The sequence below is a fragment of the Rhizobacter sp. P2_H2 genome, assembly GCF_056403375.1.
In genome coordinates, this window is the sequence record NZ_JBFUFP010000896.1 from 1 (window position 1) to 2293 (window position 2293).

At 71.0% G+C, this 2293-nt stretch carries 2 protein-coding genes and 1 pseudogene; all 3 read left to right on the plus strand.

Features of this window, described 5'->3' with window-relative positions:
- A pseudogene (locus AC1D15_RS27935) lies at nucleotides 1–233 on the plus strand (hypothetical protein); the annotation flags it as partial.
- An 18-nt stretch (nucleotides 234–251) separates the two neighbouring features.
- The gene (locus tag AC1D15_RS27940; protein ID WP_477828571.1) at nucleotides 252–1484 is read left to right on the plus strand and encodes an efflux RND transporter periplasmic adaptor subunit; all 1233 of its coding nucleotides are present in this window, start codon (nucleotides 252–254) and stop codon (nucleotides 1482–1484) included.
- On the plus strand, nucleotides 1481–2293 hold an 813-nt coding region (locus AC1D15_RS27945), incomplete at its 3' end, for an efflux RND transporter permease subunit (protein WP_477828572.1). The genes AC1D15_RS27940 and AC1D15_RS27945, both read left to right, overlap by 4 nt.

The following is a 2293-nucleotide window of genomic DNA, read 5'->3' on the forward strand; positions in this document are numbered from 1 at the left end:
GTTCCTCGATCGGCGCGAGCGCGTTCGGCGCGCTGATCTTCGGGTTGATGGGGAGCAGCGACGCACTGCACGCAGCGCAGGATCCGCAGGCGCAGGAGGCGCTGCGCTTCGCGTTCGTGGTCGCCTTCGGCTGTGCCGCCGCCGTGTGCGCGCTGGCCGCCTGGGCCGCCAGCCGGGTGCCGGCGCTGCGCTTCCATCCCGGGGCCGAGGGCCGGACCGATTTTTCCGAATGACTTGACGACGGGCAGTTCATGAACAAGAGCTTGGTGGGTTGGGTGATCGCCGCGGTGGTGGTGGCGGCGGGCGTCGGCTACGGCGTGGCCACACGTGGCAAGGGCGAGGGCGGTGCGGCCGCCGGTGCGCCGTCGGCGGCCGCGTCCGGCGCGCCGGTCAGCGTCAGCACCGTGCGCGCGCAGCAGCGCGACTACGAGGTCACGCTCGAAGCGACCGGCAGCGTCACCGCGCTCAACAGCGTCGACATCCGTCCGCAGGTCGCCAGCACCATCACCCACGTCCACATCAAGGAAGGCCAGTTCGTGAAGGCCGGCGAGCTGCTGTTCACGCTCGATTCGCGCACCGACGAGGTCAACGTCGCGAAGGCGCAGGCCCAGCTCGAGAAGGACCTCGCCTCGCTGGCCGACGCGCAGCGCCAGCTCATGCGCAGCAAGGACCTGCTCGCGCAGAACTTCGTCTCGCAGAGCGCCGTCGACAGCAGCCAGACGCTGGTCGAGGGCTCGCAGGCGGTGGTGTCGTCCGACCGCGCGGCGCTGGCCGCTGCCAAGGTGGCGCTGGGCTACAACCGCATCGTCGCGCCCGGCCCGGGCCGCGCCGGCGCGATCAACGTGTTCCCCGGCAGCTCGGTGCAGCCGGCCACCAGCACGCTGGTGACGCTGACGCAGATCGACCCGATCGCCGTCGGCTTCAACCTGCCGCAGCGCAACCTCGCCGAGGCGCTGCGCAACCTGCAGTCGGGCCGCGGCGCGGTCACGGCGGTGCTGCCCGAAGGGCGCGGCACGCTGGTCGGCAAGCTGCAGTTCGTCGACAACAACATCGACGCGTCGTCCGGCACCGTCAAGGTGAAGGCGGTGTTCGACAACAGGCAGCAGGCGCTGTGGCCCGGCGCGTTCGTCAGCGTGCGGCTGGTGGTCGAGACGCTGAAGGATGCGATCGTGGTGCCGCAGGCCTCGCTGATCCAGGGCCCGCGCGGCAACATCGTCTACGTGGTCGACGACGGCGGGAGGGCCGTCGCGCGGCCGATCGCGGTGGTGCAGGCGGCCGGCACCGATGCGGTCGTCACCGGCGTGAAGCCGGGCGAGCGCGTGGTGGTCGACGGCCGGCAGAACCTGCGGCCGGGCGCGCCGGTGGTCGAGCGCGCGGCGAGCGGGGCCGGCGGCAAGGGCAAGGGTGCGGGGGCTGCGGCATCCTCAACGACATCCGCAACGACATCCGCAACGACATCCGCAACTTCGGGAGTCGCGCCATGAACCTGTCCGAGCTGTTCATCCGCCGTCCGGTGATGACGGTGCTGCTGAACGCCGCCATCGTCGTGGCCGGCGTGATCGCGTACACGCGCATCCCGGTGGCCGCGCTGCCGAGCTACAACACGCCGGTGATCAACGTCTCGGCAGCGCTGCCGGGCGCGAGCCCGGAGACGATGGCCACCTCGGTCGCGCTGCAGCTCGAGAAGCAGTTCCAGACCATCCCGGGCCTGAGCGTGATCAGCTCGGCCAACACGTTGGGCAGCACCACCGTGACGCTGGAGTTCGACGAGGGCCGCGACATCGACGCCGCCGCGGTCGACGTGCAGGCCGCGCTGCTGCGCGCGCAGCGCCAGCTGCCGCAGGACATGACCAGCCCGCCGGCGTACCGCAAGGTCAACCCGGCCGATGCGCCGGTGCTGCTGATCGCGCTGACCTCGCCGTCGCTGAACCTGTCGGACCTGAACGATTTCGCCGAGCACCTGATCTCGCCGTCGCTGTCGACGCTGGCCGGCGTCGCGCAGGTCAACATCTACGGGCAGAAGCGCTTCGCGGTGCGGGTGCGCGTGCAGCCCGATGCGCTGGCCGCGCGCAACATCAGCCTCGACGAGCTGAACGCCGCGCTCGGCGCCGCCAACGCCAACACGCCGGTTGGAACGCTCGAAGGCCCGAAGCAGACGCTGACGCTGCAGGCGAACCGCCAGCTGCGCAATGCCGCCGAGTTCGGCGAGCYGATCGTCAGCAACCGCAACGGCAACCCGGTGCGGCTGAAGGAGGTCGCCTCGGTCGAGGACAGCTACGAGACGGTGAAGACC